The organism is Pseudomonas bubulae (assembly GCF_900618535.1).
Taxonomy (GTDB): Bacteria; Pseudomonadota; Gammaproteobacteria; order Pseudomonadales; family Pseudomonadaceae; genus Aquipseudomonas; species Aquipseudomonas bubulae.
The window spans coordinates 107,178-122,879 of sequence record NZ_UYJA01000007.1 but is presented as its reverse complement, the minus strand read 5'-3'; the positions used below and the strand labels follow the sequence as shown (position 1 = coordinate 122,879).

The 15,702-nt window shown below is 54.4% G+C and carries 10 protein-coding genes and 2 pseudogenes; 4 read left to right on the top strand and 8 right to left on the bottom strand.

Features of this window, described 5'->3' with window-relative positions:
* Window positions 1–26: 26 nt before the first annotated feature.
* The 8 genes from PPTH39_RS22295 to PPTH39_RS22260 form a co-directional block, all read right to left on the bottom strand.
* Window positions 27–1,820 (bottom strand): DUF262 domain-containing protein, encoded by a 1,794-nt coding sequence (locus tag PPTH39_RS22295; protein WP_095018754.1) that lies wholly within the window; start codon window positions 1,818–1,820, stop codon window positions 27–29.
* Between the two features lie 3 nt (window positions 1,821–1,823).
* The gene (locus tag PPTH39_RS22290; RefSeq protein ID WP_095018753.1) at window positions 1,824–5,288 is read right to left on the bottom strand and encodes an Eco57I restriction-modification methylase domain-containing protein; all 3,465 of its coding nucleotides are present in this window, start codon (window positions 5,286–5,288) and stop codon (window positions 1,824–1,826) included.
* A complete protein-coding gene (gene brxC / locus PPTH39_RS22285) occupies window positions 5,288–8,767 on the bottom strand; it encodes a BREX system P-loop protein BrxC (RefSeq protein ID WP_198417420.1) in 3,480 nt (1,159 codons plus the stop codon). Before brxC ends, PPTH39_RS22290 begins: the two co-directional genes overlap by 1 nt.
* 56 nt (window positions 8,768–8,823) lie before the next feature.
* The gene (locus PPTH39_RS22280; protein ID WP_095018751.1) at window positions 8,824–9,369 is read right to left on the bottom strand and encodes a BREX protein BrxB domain-containing protein; all 546 of its coding nucleotides are present in this window, start codon (window positions 9,367–9,369) and stop codon (window positions 8,824–8,826) included.
* Window positions 9,362–10,141, bottom strand: a complete 780-nt coding sequence (locus tag PPTH39_RS22275; protein ID WP_095018750.1) for a hypothetical protein — start codon at window positions 10,139–10,141, stop codon at window positions 9,362–9,364. The genes PPTH39_RS22280 and PPTH39_RS22275 overlap by 8 nt, the downstream gene beginning before the upstream one ends.
* Entirely contained in the window at window positions 10,141–11,034 is an 894-nt protein-coding gene (locus PPTH39_RS22270) for a WYL domain-containing protein (protein ID WP_198417419.1), read from the bottom strand. Before PPTH39_RS22270 ends, PPTH39_RS22275 begins: the two co-directional genes overlap by 1 nt.
* Before the next feature lie 130 nt (window positions 11,035–11,164).
* Window positions 11,165–11,833 carry an inovirus Gp2 family protein gene (locus PPTH39_RS22265; RefSeq protein WP_095018749.1) on the bottom strand — a complete coding sequence of 223 codons (669 nt, stop codon included), beginning with the start codon at window positions 11,831–11,833 and terminating at the stop codon, window positions 11,165–11,167.
* A 477-nt stretch (window positions 11,834–12,310) separates the two neighbouring features.
* On the bottom strand, window positions 12,311–12,538 hold the full coding sequence (locus PPTH39_RS22260; protein ID WP_095018748.1) for a helix-turn-helix transcriptional regulator: 228 nt from the start codon (window positions 12,536–12,538) through the stop codon (window positions 12,311–12,313).
* A gap of 414 nt (window positions 12,539–12,952) precedes the next feature.
* Here PPTH39_RS22260 and PPTH39_RS22255 point away from each other — a divergent pair, with 414 nt between their 5' ends.
* From PPTH39_RS22255 to PPTH39_RS22240, 4 genes and pseudogenes are all read left to right on the top strand, one after another.
* A complete protein-coding gene (locus PPTH39_RS22255) occupies window positions 12,953–13,810 on the top strand; it encodes a hypothetical protein (protein ID WP_130872496.1) in 858 nt (285 codons plus the stop codon).
* Window positions 13,811–14,125: 315 nt separating this feature from the next.
* Window positions 14,126–14,473: pseudogene (locus PPTH39_RS22250) on the top strand (Arm DNA-binding domain-containing protein); the annotation flags it as partial.
* Window positions 14,473–15,402 carry an integrase domain-containing protein gene (locus tag PPTH39_RS22245; protein WP_130872495.1) on the top strand — a complete coding sequence of 310 codons (930 nt, stop codon included), beginning with the start codon at window positions 14,473–14,475 and terminating at the stop codon, window positions 15,400–15,402. The pseudogene PPTH39_RS22250 and the gene PPTH39_RS22245, both read left to right, overlap by 1 nt.
* Window positions 15,399–15,674: pseudogene (locus PPTH39_RS22240) on the top strand (hypothetical protein). The gene PPTH39_RS22245 and the pseudogene PPTH39_RS22240 overlap by 4 nt, the downstream one beginning before the upstream one ends.
* The last annotated feature ends 28 nt before the right edge of the window (window positions 15,675–15,702 follow it).

Sequence of the window (15,702 nt, the reverse complement as noted above, 5' to 3'; positions counted from 1 at the left end):
CCTTGGGATTTATTAAGCAGGCTTGATCATGCGACCGTTATAACCAATGGATACTTCGCCTGTACCTCTTGCACCAATTGCATCGTTCTCGCCTCCAGCTTTTCCACGGTCCAGCTGTTCTCCGCGGCCAGTACATTGTTCAGATAGAGACCGTTGTTGTACCCAACCTCCCGACCCTGGCTGTCGGTGCGGCTTTTCTTTTCAGCAAAGCTCTTGTTGCCCAGAGCGCTGTTGTAGCCAGATATGGTTAGGTTACCCAGGCAGTGGGCGTAGATCTGACGGTGTTGCTCGGCAAGATTTGCATCGCCATCAGCAATCATTTGCACCCAGCTGTCAGGGATGTTTTCACCCTGGGGGAAGATATGCTCGATGGTCCATACATACTGCTTACCTTTCAACGCCCACAGATCGACTTGGGTTTCGCGGGTCATGCGGCTTTCTTCAAGGGCGCAGAGCACAAAGCGACAGACCGACTTGTTGTCTTCGTAGATCGGACCTTTGAGACTTTTCTCGAACTGCTCATCACTGGCGCTTTCGGTTTTAAGTGTGTGCTGAATATGACTGACTACATCACCAGCATGCAGCTCCCGGATGGTCTCGGCCACATCCATGAAGATACGGGTCAAATCACGGGTAGGCGGTAGGTCGGTCGTGTTGCGGCGAACAAAGAAGGCAATCAGAAAGATCACTACCTGTTCAAGGTGCTCATGATTCAGTTCCAGCTCGGTTTGGCACTCCATCAGCACCATGAGAAGCAAATAAGCGGCAGCCCCCTGGATGCGGTCCAGCGAGAGCAGCAAGCTGGAGAGTTTGGGCTGCTCAGGCACAGCACGGTAGCCGACAATTTGAGCGTAGCGGCTGGACAGACGAATCATGGCGTGCAAAAAGCCCTCGGCATCATGGGCGATCAGCTTTTCATACACCTGCATCAGGTTTGATTTGGTGGCCACCGGTACTGAAACGACATCCTTCAGATCGGGTTTGAACGCGTTGTAATACTGGCGAAAGAAACGCTCCTGCACGGCGTAGTCATCACCCAGGGCATCAATCACCTTTTTCCATCGGTTGTACTGCTTGTCAATGCTGCCAGGATCTTTGGACTCCAGCACCGCCAGCAACTTGTTCTTAATCAGGTCAATGGCCGTCAGCGGCACACCGCGATTGTTCAGCGACTCGAACAGGGTGTAGGCATCGGAATGCCCTGCGACCTCAATCTTGACCAGGGTGGCGGTGTTTACCTTCTCCAGCAGAGCTTGCAGGCTGGTGATGGGGTCAGCGCTGTGCTCCAGGTACAGTTCGATGCGGCTGATAAAATGCCGGAAGGCCTTCATCACTCGCCGATTTCCGGCATTCGGCACAGTCTCCACATCGTCCAAAATGCCGGTCTGGCCGAGCACCGCGAAGTAGTCCTGTTGGTTGTTGTTCTGCACCTGTGGGATCAGGCGCGGCTGATCCGACTTTTTCTTCAGCACCAGTTTGTGCTTGAGGTTGTACAGCTCAATTTGCTGCTCCATACCCAGATTCGGCAAGGTGCGGTAGCTCTGATAGACAGCCGCCAGCAGCAAAGATAGCGTGGTCATGCGTTGCTGCCCGTCTACCAGTTCCAGGCTTTGCACAGTCAAGGCATCTTGCGACTGGTTAATGCAGATGATCGAGCCGAGGAAATAATGCAGCTCGTTGTCCAACAGATCTTCGAACAGTGCATCCCACTGCGCCCGGCACCAGGTGTACTCACGCTGGTAGCGCGGGATGGCATAAACCACCCCGCTCTCAATATCGAGCAGGGTGGAAACCGGGTAGTTGTAAACGGACTTGATCATGGGCTAGCTCCTTGCCGCCTGTTTTTCAGCCAAGGACAGATGGTGATCATTGATCCGCGCACCTTCGCCTTCGTCATACTGGAGGCCGAGGGTGTACCAGGGGGCGGATTCGACATCTTTACCGCGATCTTTGGTCCATTTGATATTGGGCATCCAGCGCAGGATGCCGGCGCCTTTTTTACCGACGGCGCGGGCGCTGAGGAACGGTCGGATGTTCAGGCGCACGCCGTCGTTGAGATCGGGGGTCCAGCCGATGGGTTGTTCGGCCAGGGGTTTCCAGCGCACGAAGATGTCGTAAGGCGCCTCGCCTGCGAGGATGGCTTCTAGCTCGCGCTTGAGGGCTTCGGCGGCGAGCAGGCGTTCTTGCGCACCGTCTTCACCGTTGCCCATACCGACTTGCTGGGTGCGGATCCAGTCGCCCAGGTAGGTGTAGATCAGGCGTTCGAGGGCAGCTTTGTCAAGTTTGTGGTAATTGATCAGAGCGCAAAAGCCGTCATTGAGGCCATCCCAGATGTGCCAGATAAACGGCCGGTGCTGGAACAGTTTGCAGTGCTGCTCAAAGAACTTGTCACGCAACCATAGGCTGAGGGACTTGCTGCCGACGGCCTCCAGCAGACGGTTTTTCAGCGGCGTGGTCCAAGCATCGCCGTAGGCGGCTTGCAGCAGCGCCTCTAAACGCTGGTCGGCGGCCTTTTCACCGCGCACAGCAGGCAGGCAGACAATGCCATCGTCATCTACATAAGCATTCAACGCCTGACAGCGCTGCACCCACTCACGTTGTTCTGCAGCCACCCCCATATCCGGATCCAGCTCTGCTGGCCAGCGGTAGCCGAGCAGGCGAGCGACCGCGACTTGCAGCACGCTGTCATCTACACGTAGTTCGCCATGAGCAGTCCACTTAGCCAGCTCATCCAAGATCACCGAACCACAAGGGTGGCCGTGAAAGATCCATTGTGTAGGGTCATCAGAGAAAGGCGCGGGAAGCCCCTTCGGTAGGAGCTCTGTGGCTTTTTTCCTCAAGTCATCAATATCAACTCGGACCTTAGTAAAGGTTCCTGCCGTTACAGACATTTTCTTATCGAGTTTCTTAACCTCACTCTGAAGATTCCCCGATATCGCGAAATACCAAAGAGCCCCAAAGTCTGACTCTGTGTTTGGCCTCAGTACAGCCACGTTATCGTCGAATATCTCTCCGGTATACGGGGTAAACCTAAAATTACCAGCTTTACCAATTGCTATACCTTGCCGGCCATGAACTCTATGACCATGATGCCGAAAGCCAGTCTCGGCCGTCGGATCAAAACCCCCACCCCATAAAATGAAATCTTGGCGGCCAGAATATAGTACGTTATGACCGGGGCTATTCAACCATAACTTTAATCCTGTCCTTTTTTCCTTGAACTCCCAAAACTTCCTAAGATAGTTTGCCCCGTCGCCTGAAACACTTCCTTTGCCAAAGTCCGCATAGTCTGAGAGAGGCTTCCCAAAGCTTGAATCAAGTTCAAACGAAATTCTAAAATCTGGGTTATTAAGCTGTAACTCCTGATGCGCGCTTGTGAGCGCCTCATTGACTAAAGCATCTTCTTTCCCTTGAGAACCAGGAAACGCAGTTACGTCAATACCATGGTGCTGTCCTTGTAACTCATTAAACGTCAATTGAAGGCAGACATTTACTACCTCTCCTCCAATTTCATCAAATGCACCAGCCCCCAAGCGAGCTATAAAGCCTAGCCCTTTCGTGCGAATAAACTTCTCACGCAACCGATCGTAATATTTAAGAAAAAGCCAATATTGCTGAGTAACAATTGCTGAGCATCCGCCAGGACTTAAAAATTCATGGCATCTCTCAGTGAACGTTGACTCCAGAGCGAATTTTGAGTGTGGGTAATATCCTTCACAGTAACTCTTCAAAATTTCGCATTGGTCACCGGCTTTTAGATAAGGAACGTTGGTGATAACGAGTTGGTAACTATCGACTAACAAGCTCAAGGCTTTAGATATTCCTTGTGCAACGATACCTGCCTCAAATCGACTAATAGATGCTAACGCCTCCACCTCACTTATCTCGCCTTGCTGTCCGCTAGCTTGTTCCTGCGACAGTGCCTCACCCAGCAATTGCTGCAACTCACTCCATTGGGCAATTTGCGCGGCCTTGCTGCGGCGTGGATTGATCAGACTGCCGAGTACCGGCGCGTCCTGGAAGGTCTGATACATCCAATCCAGGGCAATGGTCAGGTTTTGTTTACCTGCCTTACGGCTGAGTTCTTTCCACTCGTCGCGAGCGGCGGCGATGGACAGGCCACTACAGGCCAGATGCAATTCCGGCAGGCTGCGATAGCCACCGGCGCCTGGATAGCGCCAGGCTTCCAGCGCCACGGCAAAGGCAGCGAGCTCCACACAGCGCTGATCCAGCTCCAGGCCGTGCAGGTTGTCACTTAGCACGCGGTCGATAGCTTGCTGGACCGTGAGGCTTTCCGCCTGCATGCGCATTGGCACCAGCATCAGGAAAGCGGCGACCAAAAAGTGGCCGGAGCCGCAGCAGGGGTCGAGAGCTTTCAGCTCGCTCAGCTGCTTGGGCCATGCATCGAAGGTGCCGGAGGCGGGTTGCCATTGCTGGGTCGTCTGATCTTTAACAAAGCGCAGATAGCTCAGCGGTACACCGGGGATAGCGGCTTTGTCGCGCAGCTGCTGTTCGCTGCCGGCTTGCTGCCAATCGCTGTCGCTCAGACGTTGACCGGCCCACCAGGCGCCTAGGCTGTTATCGAGCAGAAAGCTGACCATATAGGGTTCGGTAAACAGCTGGGTGACCGGCGAGAGCTCATCAGCACCGATTTTTACCGCTGACTTATTGACCTCCTCCTTGCGCTTGCTCTGCCAGAACTGATAAACCCAGCCGAGGCTGTCTTGGGCCTGAAAGGTTTCCAAGGCAAGGCCTGTGACCAACTGTTCCAGACTGCGCTGGTGCTCAGGGGCAAACTCCAGCTCGAACACTGGCGAGTCGATGCGGAAGATCTGCGGCAACATCTTGGAGGCCAGCACCCCTGCCAGCTCCCAGCCACTTTGGCAGTGGCGTTCCAGTTCGTCGCGAGCCACATCCGGGTCTTGCACCAGCTCGTTGCATTCAGCCAGGGTCAACTGCGTGTGCTCGTCATACATAAGCAGATTGTTCTGCTCTAAAAAGCGCGCAAACAACATGCGGTGCCAGTGTTCGTAGGCGACTTCGGTGACCAGCTTGTGGATCGACTGCTGGCCGTTGCCGTCTTTGCTGTCACCCAACTGGCGGCCATGGGCACGCAGGCGGGTGCGCAGCTTGCGCTGTTCATCACTCAGGTAGTCGGCCGGCTTAGCATCGCCCACGCCCAGTCGTTTGACGGCCTGGATAGCAGCTTGTTCGGCGATGTCGCGAGCTTTGACGACAGTGGCTTCCAACGTACGGCGAAGGGCTTTATTGAGGGGCTGTCGAGTCATCAGAAAGTCACCGGTCCATCATTGAGTTTGTCGAGAACCTGTTGCTTCACTTCTGCCAGCCAGGTGTCGACGTCGGCTTCGGTCTCAAAGGTCTTGCGCGGAAGGCTGATGCGCTGCAGTTTAGGTTGCAGCAGTTGAACGGCTTCCATGCGTGCGTTATCAAATTTACTGGACAGCGATTCAGTGCGATCTGTCCACTGCTCCAGACTGACTTCATTGAGGCTGTCGATAATGGCCTCAGCGTCATTCAGCGCCGGTTGCGTCAAGGAAAGCAGTTTACGTTTGCCGAGGATGTCGCTTTTTTGCTGCTCATTGAGTTGCTGCCAGTGGCTGTCGGCCTGCAGTTGAATCAGGCACTCGGCATACCGATCCTGATAGGCCTGCAGATGGAACTGAATAGCATCGCGCAGCTTATTGACCAGTTGCTGGACCAAGCCGGATACCGGATTTGGGTCATCAAGCAAGGATCGATGGCTTACTATGGCATCCACCTCGGTCTGGATAGCAGCATGGAAAGACAGACCACGACTAAGATCGAGCAGGCTTTTGAGCCGCGCCCAATCACTGCGCCGCGCTTCAATACGTTGTGCAATATCGGCCCAAGCCTTGACCGCCTGTTTTATGGCGTCTTGCTCATCGAGCACATGCTTGAACTGTGCATTACCAGAGTGACGCGCCAGCTCATCGAAAATACGGCTGTCGGGGATTTTCGGCAGAGGGGCTTCCCCCCCGGCGCGCTTGGCCAGCTCACGGCCTTTTTCAGCTAGAAGTGGCAGCTTGCTAGCCTCTTCACCGGGCTGGCAATCGATGCCGCAGCTGCTAAGTACACCACGTATTTTGATCAGGTCTACCGGGCGGATGGTGATGCTTTCCGGCTTAAAGCTGGTTTGAGTGATCTGCTTGCGATCCAGCGTTGTGGCGGTAACCGGGTTATTGCGGTTGTCGTAAGCGATGAGAATGCCTGTAGCCATTAGAATGGCGAGGCCACCGTCGATGGCGTCCTGCGGCCAGCCGTATGGGGCAGCCAGAAAGTGCTCGCGGATCTCACTGCCTTTTTTCGAAACCCCGATATAACGCTTAATGGCAGCGCACACGGGATGCTGCTCGGCATCACCGCTGTAGTTCAGTGCCTCCAAGGCATTTTGCCCACCCTCTTTGCTGGCGCGGTCGTAGACCTTGCCCCAACCGGTATGATCAGCGACATCGAAGTCGCGGTAGAGGCGAATCAGCGAGGCTTTAGCAGCCGTTTCTACCCGCTCGGCAATCGTGTTGCCGTCTACTTCGTTGCCACCGGCCTGAAGTACTTGCACACCGTCGAAAATTTCGCGCAGCAGTGCTTGTACCTGCTTTTGCGCATCGCGGTAGCGGGTTTCCATCGCGCTGCGGGCATCTTTGCCCGCATCGGTGTTGGGGATGCCGCGCTTTTCCAAGGTGGCGTGAGCAGCGTGTTCGGCAAGGATGGCGTTTGTTAACTCGGAGCGATTACGTCCCGGCACAAATACGAAAATAGTCGGATCTCCAGGGTGAAAACTGCGAGCATCTGCAAGGAAGCTTTTTTCCGTTATGCCTAATCCGATCTCATCCTGCACCCAGACGTAGACTTTTTCTTTGGCGTCTTTGGGCAGCTCGGAGTCAAAGCAGGGGATAACCTGGCGCGGCTCGTTGCACTTGCCCTGGGTTAGGCGCACTTGGGCTACCTGGCGGCGTAACTCTTTGTGCAGCAGGTCGACACGGATGTTTTCGATGCGCTGCATATTGCCGCGTAGGTCGGCCTCTTCCTGTCGCAGGGTATCGTACCACTGAGCACTCTCCTGGGTTTGCAGGCGGTACTCGGTGCCAACGCTGGTTTGCATGGGCATGACTAGCCCTTCGTCGGCCAATGCCTGCAGCAGTTTGGGCACGCTGGTTCGAATAGAATCCTTGCCGCTATTGAGGTCATCAATCAGCAGATCAGCCAGCATGTCGGCGGTGGCCCGCACTCCGCAGTCGGCGGTGGGATCTGAAGGCAGTTTACCGATCAGCAGCACCAGCCCGAGAATGCGCGACTTGAGCTTGTCGTCAGCATCGCCGGCGGACAGGCGACCAATGGTTTCGGCGATTTCTTTGGAGATTACGCCGGTCTGCAGCAGGTTGACTGCGATCTGGTTGTATATGAAGTCTGCGGGCACCACATGGCCCAACGGCAGATCGGCGGTGGCCTGTGCGGCCTCGTGGATGACCTTGAGCTGATTACGCAATTGCGAAACAGTACCGGTAGTGTCGACAATACGCAGCACACGCTCCCAGAAGCGGCGGCGCACAGGCAGCAGCGGGTAATCGGCCAACATGACTTTTTCGTCATCCTGGTGGTGCTCGATTTTGGTACCACGTAGCTGGCGCGAGATCTCGCCCAGATGCGATTGCAGCATCTGCTCTAACATCGGCTTGGCCGAGGCTTTCTTCTGCAGGATAACCTTACGGATCACCGACTCAACATCGGTATCGGACAGCTGAATTGGAATCTGGAAGCGACCAAGCAGACGCTGCAGATTAGGCATACCCGACAGAGCGCTCTGGCCGGTGGCAACAAAAAGCAGCTTGTTCTGGAAGATAGAATGCTTGCAGCAGGTTTCTACTACTTCTTGGACTTGGTGCGCTTTGTCGGTATCGGAGCCGACGTACTGTTGCACCTCATCGAGCACCACTAGGGTGAGCGGGAACTGACCTTCTTTGGATAGGGCGTCGTAAATAGCATCAACCATCTGCTGGTTGGTGACGTCCTGAACGTTTGGGTACTGCTCGCGCAGTAGTAGGCGCACACCTTTGACGTCATCGCCCAAGGTGCTGTCTACCTCAAGCAGTGCCCCGGCAATGCTTCGGGAGACGTAGAGGTCTTCTAGCTCGTCGTCCCAGCTGTCGCCCGCGGTTTCGACCTTGTCTTTGATCTGATCAAAAATACCCTGCTTTTTCAGCCACAGCACAAAGCGAGCCTGATGGTACTGCTCGGGAAGACCGGCGGACTTGAACACTATGTTGAGCAGCGCCAGACGCACGTTGTTGTTAGCACCGGAGCCCAAAGTACCAGAGGCGGCATGCAGACCGCCGTGGCGTTTTGCAGCGTTGCTCAGCTCCTTAAAGTGGTCTTTGATCTCCTGCGGCAAATCGGCAATATCGCGAGCAGAAACTCCATCGCTGAACGGCTGGTTAGTCCACAGTGCGCGTAACATTTTGGCCAGGTGCGATTTACCGGAACCGAAGAAGCCAGAGATCCACACGCCGGGCTGTTCGTGCTGGCTGCCCAAATTGCGCAGGTACGCAGATAGAATCTTATCGAGGCCGGCTTGGTATTCACCGTCGCAGACGAAAGTTTGCAGCTCGTAGCGAAGAGTCTTGAGTGCCTGAGCTGACTGGTCGTCCTTAACTTCGGCGACACCATTGTTTTCCAGACGATTCTGCTGCGGGTCGAGCTGGTAAATCTCGCGGTTCAACATCCTGGGCATGCTCCCTTTGCGCCTACTGCGCCAATCTATACGTTAGTGTCTTTATACGACTGAATTCAATTATCAGCGGTGATCGCCGTAGCCTGGTAACCCCAGCCGTCGCGGGCATCGAGCAGGCGGTAGCCGTTATTGATGTACTCGCCAGGGAAGAGCACCAACAGGCGCCCAGGAACATGCTCCGCAAGCTGCTTAACAAAGTCCGAGACGGAGGCAAAACCAAACAGAGTGCCGCAGCCCATGAGCGCGACGACGGTCTTTTCATCGGCTTGGCTGTTAATTCGCGCAGCTAGTTCTTCGACGGACTGGCGGACAAAGGTCTTGTACTTTGGAGCCAGGGTATCCGGATCTTCAAAGTAGTCTTCGCGGTACTTCTGCTTGGCCATCCAGTCAGAGAACAGGCGGGTAACATCCAGCTCCAACCACGGGTGGCCGGCGCTTTCAGTGGCAAGTCGAAACTCTTCAACCCTGGCTCGCAGTTTGAGTTCGTCCTCTTTGTGATAAACAGCAAATAACACCCGCTGTTCATTGGCCAAGCCCTTCATCCAAGGCAGGCTGATATGGTTGGCGTAGCTCTTGATCAGGCGATTCAGTCGGTTACTCATGCAACCAGGACTCCTCTTCCTTGCTCAGGTAGTCGGGGAAGGTCACTTCCACCACTTCACTGGAGTGTTTGAAATTAATCATTCCGCTGTAGCTGGCCTGACGGGCCAACTCCAACAATCGCTCCTGGCGGCGGCTAAGCAGGAGGGTCCATTTGCTGGTAAACAGACGGTTGCCGGTGGCGCCCTGCAGATAAGCGAGAAACAAGGCAAACACCACGTTGACCGGGCGCACTTCTGGCTCAGTACGGCGCTTTTTAGTTCGCCCTTTCAGAAAGCCCGCATTCGTCCAAGTACCATTCACGTTCTGCGCCAGTGATTTGAGCATCGCTTTGCTGTAGCGATCCGGAAATTGCTCGCCCAGCGCCTGCTCCATTTCCTCACGGGGCAGCAATTGACCTGGCGCCAGCGAAAGGATCTTGTCCTGGGACATGTGCAGCAGCGGGTCCCGAGCCAGCGCCATTTGGCAGGCAAGCATGGGCCTTGCCGATTCGTCGCTTTCCCATAAACGGCGAAAGGTCCGGAACAGCGGGATGTTGATATCCATGCCGTAAAGGTCGATCAGGTGCCGCCAAGTCAGCTTTCTTGCCTTCTCAGTTGGCTTATGCAGCACGTTGAATAGTTCTATGTCTTCCTGGTATTGGGCGAGGCTCGCCTCAATTCCACGACCATGAAACAGCTCGGTAATCTCTGCCAGCATCATGGTGCGGGCGGAGTGGGCACCGTTGCGGCCGAACTTGAAGCCAAATTTTTGTTGGGATTCGGTCGTGCTCATCAGCGGCCGTTCTCATCATTAAAGCCAGGGGCAATGGACAGGTTGACCTGGTTTGCGACCCACTCGGGGTCACGCAACGCCAGTTGATACTCATCAGGGTGCAATGATGCCTTGGGACTGCAGTCGACACCCCAACGCCGTAGCAGATAGCCGGCCATTACTGCCCGGACTGACAGTTTGATGGATTGCCCGGAGTCGAGACCGTAATCCAACTCGATGGCACGGGAATAGGTTGCGCGGGGGTGCGGACTCAGCTCCAGCTCCACTTCACGATTCCACTCCTGATCCTGAGCCAAAGACTCAACCGTTGCATCGATCAAACCGTCCACTTCGTCTGCGACGGTGATGCGGGTCAGCACAAAATCCCTGAACTCGGAATGCGATCTACAATAGGCGCGCGTATGCCAGCGCTGGCCAGTATTGACCAAGCTGTGCGGCACAATTTCACGTGTAGATTCACCGCTACTAACAGACACATAACGGATAGTCAGCGCCTTGGCTGAATACATCGCACGGGAGACTGCTGCCACAATATCCAGATCGGGCTGATTCAGTGTCGGCGCAGAGTCAACAAGAATCGGCTGATCACAGGCTTCCATCCCTACCCCCTGGCCCCAGGTCAGTGTTTGCAGGGTATGTTCACAATCATAGATAAACAGTGGCTGGAAGCATCTAGCCCGGCGATACACCTTGTCACTGTGATCATAATCCAGGTTATCAGGTGCCAACTGACGGTAGAGAGTGAAGTCCCGAGTGGCGTTTGACAGTGCAATGCCAAAGCGATGCACCAGATCCTGCCGGGACACCTGACCACGAAAACGCGCTAGGAAATCGATCTGCCAAAGGCGTTCGCGTTGATTAGGTGAGGCTCCACCCGGTGCCAGATTCGGCATTTAAATTGATCCTTTTCCACAATGCCATCATTAGTCATGCTAAAAATGATGATAACAGGGCATCTTAGGGACGAACCAGGGATTTCGATAACATTGACACCTCTACTCGAGCCAAGACCCGAATCGTGGTTTAGCTCCTGCTGCATCCAAAGCCATGATGGTTGTCCCCATATAACTTCGTAGCTGACTTGCACAGGTAGCTGGCGCGGTAGAACAGAGCCGGCAGCACGTCCTCATCGCCAGCACGCAGATACCGGTTTAATCGGTACTCTGCGTTGCGAGGGATCTCGACCAGCCCGTCAACTTGATCGTCAGGCAGGCCCAAAGCACTGGCCCATGCCTCCTCCATGCGACTAAAGATCCTTGGTCGTCTGGATACAAGCCGACCTACTGCTCGGTACGCATCTCGATTGAGCAATATCACCAGGTGGTAATGAGGCCTGTTGCCACGCCCTACTTCTCTGGCCCAGACGTAGCGGACCTTGCAGTCATGAGCGTACAGGCTCCGCTCACGAGCCTTGTCACGGTTATGCTCGATCTTCGCGCTGAAGGAAGCTACGAACCTACTTATGACCTCATTCGTGTACGCATATTCAGGTAGATCGACTCCGAGCGGCAGACGGAGATCCACTCTAAAGGCCAGTACTCTGGAGTATTGGCTAAGAGCCAAATCTATGGTGCGCTTCAAGCGGGATAGGTATTGCCGAACGAAGGGGCCTTTCTCGACCATGACTGGCAAGCCTTCGAAGGTGTCTTCGCGGTGCAGATGGAGATTGGTGTTATCGGGATGTCGAAGCATGGTTATGACTCTCAGTTAGTGAGTTACATAACTAGTGCCTACTGTGTAATTTTTAACCGCTACCTTTTCCGGGCCGATAGACCTCTACCGAGTAGATAGTTGTGATACCACCGGTATGCGAGCCAAAGGGGTAATAGCCCATCAGGTGATGATGTATCCAGCCTACTAACCTTACAGGTGGTAAGTAGTAGTAAAAGCATATTACCCATACCGAAAACACCTTCCTCGATGTGCCTGGGAAAATGACCCCGACTAACCAGCCACACCGTCATTTTCACCCTATGCCTCACTCCGGAAATAAATCATCGTCCGGCAGCTCCAACAGCTCCGGCACTGGCCCTCTGACCTCCAGCAACCCGAGCGGTGGGGAGCAACATAACCCGGACTTACTGGAGGGAGTGCCAAGTGGTCGGCAAGGCTCAACCGGCATAAAGGCCATGACGGGCATTCGCCCGGTCATGGCCTAAAAGTTAGCTACTAGCTGACCACGCCCAGGCGGCCGAGTCGGACTGGAGAGTCTTCAGCCGAATCGCGCTCCTCAATCCTTGCCAGGATCCAGCCGTGTACCTCGCTGGCTACCCAGCCGACGCAGCGATCCCCCAACGAAACCGGCTTCGGGAAGGTGCCCTCCCCGATGTACTTGTAGATGGTCGACCGTGCCAGGCCGGTCGAATCGATTACTTCTTTCAGGCGAATGATCCTCATGAGCGGGCTCCTCTGTTAGCTCAGAGGATCTGCAGTGGCAGTAAAAAAATACTGCTCAGGAACAATCCAAAATCGTAATCACGGCAATCACTCTGTAAGTGCCTGGACTTTCCGCATCAGCGTCGGTGCGAGCACTTATGCAGCAGTGAGCAGACCCACCATGGGAATAACTTCAAAGGAGCGTAACCATCCCTAATTAATCCTGACCTCAACGAATTGCTTATGTCACGCCGCTGGCATCGCAGGTTGCAGGTTTACCGACTTACCAAAAACCCCGCTTGTAGCACCCTTGAAAGCTGTAGGGGCCATACAAACCGGGCCACAATAGAAATTTATCCTTATCTATCACGCACCTATCTTACATCTAGAAATCGTCTTAATATGCTCTACAAAACATCTATAAGCGATCTACCCATGACCTTTGTTCTGAGCGAAGACACTCAAAAAGATGACGATGACAATCTTTCTGCCTTGCTGACTGGATGGTCACTAAATAACCGAGAGGTGGCCTGGCTGTGGCTATCTCTAGTCGGACGGGAAGGAGAGCGCCTCGATGACTGCCAATTCAATAGCCCTACGATGCGTGACAAAATCGCGCGGACACTCAAAGACAGCCGAAGTCTAAAGCGCGAAATTGAACACGCTCGAGAAACGCAACTCCTCCCGCTGGAAGCTTTTGGCTGGATAGAAAAGAACGGGCGGCAGCCGAAATGGTTGGCAGCAGAAGCCATGAGGAAGACCAACCTAAGGCTGCGCAACAGCATTTTCCGAACACTACCCAACAAGGATCAGGTGATAGTACTTTTCGACCTTTGGAATACGGAATTCAGCAGGAAAGAGAGGGCGTTACGCTACCTTTCGGAAGACTGGAATGAGCACCTGCGAACCGACAAAATCTTCAAGTGGTTCAAAGACCAAGATGAGCGAGAAAAATGCTCACTGGCGTGGAGTTGGCTAGAGCAGAACCAGCCGACGCTAATCCGACTCGAGAAGCCTTTCACCCGACATGGCGAGCTACTGGAGTTTTTCGACCACAGTAGCGCCTCATCCGGCGAAAAAGAGCTCTACGTGGAGAAGATCAAGAGACGCTGGAGCACGCAAAAGACGCGAGTGAACGCTACCCACAAGAAGCAGTACAACTTTGTGCTTAACAACAACATCAACGCCGCCCTCGATAAGCTTGCCGAAGAGCATCAGTTGTCCAGGACGAAAATTCTTGAGGAGCTCATACTGAGTGAGACAGCGCACAGGCTTTACCTCGTGACACGATAAGTTTTCTCAACCCAAAGCGTCCCGAATTCAAATTCATCGATGGGTATTCCAAAAGGTATTCCAAGAAAATACTTAATCGATATTTATCTATTAAAATCAACAACTTAATAGACCTGTTCAGATTACCCCGGCCCACCAAATCCACAAAAAAAGACGTCTTCGGACGTCTTTTTTTGTGCCTGGAATCCAGTAAATACGGGGTTTTCAGCGCTTTTTTGGGTTTAAGAAGATTTTGGAGTTCCAGACACTTTGGTATCCTAAGCGGTATCCCGGACTACCAAATGTTATTTTCAGGATACCAACACGGTGCTGGAGATAGCTCCCACGCCTACTAACGCAACCCGCATCTCCGATCGCCAGCTCAAGGCAGTCAAGGCAAATGATAAAGATTTCGTCCTCAGCGATAGTGATGGCCTACAGCTCCGAGTCAGGAGCAAGGGCTCGATTATGTGGAACTTCAACTATCGCGATCCGATAACCAAGAACCGTATCAACATGGGACTGGGGACTTATCCAGAGCTCTCGTTGGCAAACGCTCGAAAGAAAGTCGTTGAGGCACGTGAGCTACTTGCACAAGGCATTGATCCCAAGGTGCAACGCAATGCACAGGACGAAGCCAAACGAGCGAAGATGGAACATACGTTCGAGAACGTGGCCACCAGCTGAGCTATGCCGGCTCACAAGCGCTAAAGGATTTGTTTGCCGGCGGCCACTTCGCCACGGTCAAAGCGCATAGCTATCGCTGGCAAGCATTCGTGCGTTGGTGTCGATCAGAGGACGACCCCGATTACAACGATGCGCGCCAGATCGATAGACAGACGCTACAAGACTACGCCGCGTATCTGCGCCATCAGATCAAGCAAGGTGAACTCTGCATCGCCACCGCGCAGAACCGCCTGAGTAGCGTCAACCGCACCCTCTCTGCGCTGCGCGGTGATCAGGACGTGAGGATCGCCAGCCCAAGTCAGGCGTTGGGACAGAAGCGCTCAACCGTACGCACCCGCGCGCCGGATGGCCAAGACCACCAACAGGTGCAGCGAGTGCTTGAGGTACTTGGCGAACAGCACCACGAGCGGTTGGCCGCGATTGTCCTGTTGGCCCGAACAACCGGCATGCGCCTGCGTGAAGCGATCCTGGCTGACCTGCCACGCTTGCACCGCGAAGCCGAACACCTGGACCGCATCAACATCCAAGACGGCACCAAAGGCGGCCGCTCAGGCGCTTCAGCGCCGCGATGGATTGTGGTAAATGAAGAGGTGAAAGCGGCGTTGCAGTTGGCTCGTAATGCATCGCCGCCCCGCAGCCGTAACTTGCTGGCCCGAGACGAAAGCTACTCTGTATTCCTGCATCAGACCGTACTACCCGCCCGCCAAACGCTGCATGAACAAGGGCTGATGGGTTTCCATGAACTGCGAGCAGCCTACGCCTGCGAGCGTTACGAGCAGCTCACGGGCCACGCCGCACCGATCAATGGCGGCCACTGCTATCGCATTGATCACGTCCTTGATCAACGGGCGCGGCAACAGATCAGCCTTGAGCTCGGGCATAACCGAATTGATGTGGTTTCTGCCTTCATAGGACGCGTAACTTGAAAAAGCCCTTCGATATGGCGCTGTTCCTGAGCGGCGTACTGACCGGCGCGAAGGTCACTCAGCAACGACACCTGCGCCAAGCCCGAGCCATGCAAGCGGCCATTCAACAACGATGGCAGCGAGACAATCCCTGGACCTGGCAGCTCAAGCATGTGCGCTGGTTCTTGGTTCACCACCTGAAGGATCGCTCCGAGGCTACTCGGTAATACTATCGACTCACCGCCCTATTGATCTGGAAACGATTAGGGGATGATCGAGAAATGCTGATCTAACGCTTGAGCCGTGGATAGGCAAACCTCC

What these genes read in the sequence shown, in the direction of transcription:
- PPTH39_RS22295 (WP_095018754.1), bottom strand. Translation starts at nt 1,820, where the DNA reads ATGATCAAGTCCGTTTACAACTACCCGGTTTCCACCCTGCTCGATATT.
- PPTH39_RS22290 (WP_095018753.1), bottom strand. Translation starts at nt 5,288, where the DNA reads ATGACTCGACAGCCCCTCAATAAAGCCCTTCGCCGTACGTTGGAAGCC.
- brxC (WP_198417420.1), bottom strand. Translation starts at nt 8,767, where the DNA reads ATGCCCAGGATGTTGAACCGCGAGATTTACCAGCTCGACCCGCAGCAG.
- PPTH39_RS22280 (WP_095018751.1), bottom strand. Translation starts at nt 9,369, where the DNA reads ATGAGTAACCGACTGAATCGCCTGATCAAGAGCTACGCCAACCATATC.
- PPTH39_RS22275 (WP_095018750.1), bottom strand. Translation starts at nt 10,141, where the DNA reads ATGAGCACGACCGAATCCCAACAAAAATTTGGCTTCAAGTTCGGCCGC.
- PPTH39_RS22270 (WP_198417419.1), bottom strand. Translation starts at nt 11,034, where the DNA reads ATGCCGAATCTGGCACCGGGTGGAGCCTCACCTAATCAACGCGAACGC.
- PPTH39_RS22265 (WP_095018749.1), bottom strand. Translation starts at nt 11,833, where the DNA reads ATGCTTCGACATCCCGATAACACCAATCTCCATCTGCACCGCGAAGAC.
- PPTH39_RS22260 (WP_095018748.1), bottom strand. Translation starts at nt 12,538, where the DNA reads ATGAGGATCATTCGCCTGAAAGAAGTAATCGATTCGACCGGCCTGGCA.
- PPTH39_RS22255 (WP_130872496.1), top strand. Translation starts at nt 12,953, where the DNA reads ATGACCTTTGTTCTGAGCGAAGACACTCAAAAAGATGACGATGACAAT.